General features: G+C 54.5%; 1 protein-coding gene. It reads right to left on the bottom strand.

Annotated elements, in window-relative coordinates; all coding sequences use genetic code 11:
* Positions 1-188, bottom strand: a 188-nt coding sequence (locus tag IFS44_RS22030; protein WP_206757909.1) for a hypothetical protein, incomplete at its 3' end; no start/stop codon positions are given.
* Positions 189-334 lie beyond the last annotated feature (146 nt).

The raw sequence follows: 334 nt of genomic DNA, 5'->3' as shown, positions 1-334 counted from the left end.
TACGCTTGGAGCATGTTACCAAACTCGCACATAGCAAGGAAGGCCTGAGGGCTGCTTACGCCGCGGGTGTCGACCATCAGCGCAATGGTTGGCTGCGATATCCACCATGCAAATGGGACCATCCCGCAATTCTGGCTTTTGATGAAAGCGGAACGTGCGTTGGCGGTATCAATTGGGGCGAGGACCATGATGATCGAACGCTCACAATCACGTTTGCCTGGGGTTCGCCTACCGCTCCTGCAGCCTTTGCTGCCGTACTTTCGCGGTTTCGGAAGGTTCACCTAAACGGGTGGTTTACCGAAATCCACTTCACGATATCGACGCATAACGAAGC

The organism is Sphingomonas sp. CFBP 13706 (genome assembly GCF_014842355.1).
Classification (GTDB): Bacteria; Pseudomonadota; Alphaproteobacteria; order Sphingomonadales; family Sphingomonadaceae; genus Sphingomonas; species Sphingomonas aerolata.
Note: the sequence above shows the minus strand (reverse complement) of the source record. Positions and strands in the feature narration are given on the sequence as shown.